The organism is Lactobacillus sp. C449L (assembly GCF_059900815.1).
The window spans coordinates 1-494 of record NZ_JBWXGA010000104.1 but is presented as its reverse complement, the minus strand read 5'-3'; the positions used below and the strand labels follow the sequence as shown (position 1 = coordinate 494).

The following is a 494-nucleotide window of genomic DNA, read 5'->3' as shown; positions in this document are numbered from 1 at the left end:
CTTATGATAAGCAGGATGCGTGAACGCTGAAGCTCCGATCGAAGCGCCTGCAACGAACCGCATCGCCTCAATGCGGCATTGGCTCAGCGAAATGAGCCGTAGTTCGGGTCTCGTCAGGGTTGGAGAAGCGGTTGCGGTAATCGCCCTGGTGGCGATGATCCTCGTCAGTTACTTGGTCATAACAGGTGCCGGCGCGAGCCCTTTTGCACCACAGGCTATGGCGGCACTACTCGTCGCCAATCTCATTCCTGCAATGGCGGTCATGGTCTTGGTTGCGCGCAGGCTAGCAATCAGGAGGGCGGCCCGCTCGGAACTAGGGGGTAGGGGGCGACTTCATGTCCGATTAGTTGCTCTCTTTTCTGTAGTGGCAAGCGTACCGACACTTCTTGTTGTCGCGTTCGCATCTTTTCTCTTTCAGGCCGGTGTTGAATTCTGGTTCTCTGACCGTGCTGTCACCGTACTAGAAAGTGCCCGAAATGCATCTCAAATTTATG

General features: G+C 55.3%; 1 protein-coding gene. It reads left to right on the top strand.

What is annotated here, in order from left to right:
- Nucleotides 1-19: 19 nt before the first annotated feature.
- On the top strand, nucleotides 20-494 hold a 475-nt coding region (locus AC2JF9_RS08520; RefSeq protein ID WP_500726911.1), incomplete at its 3' end, for a hypothetical protein.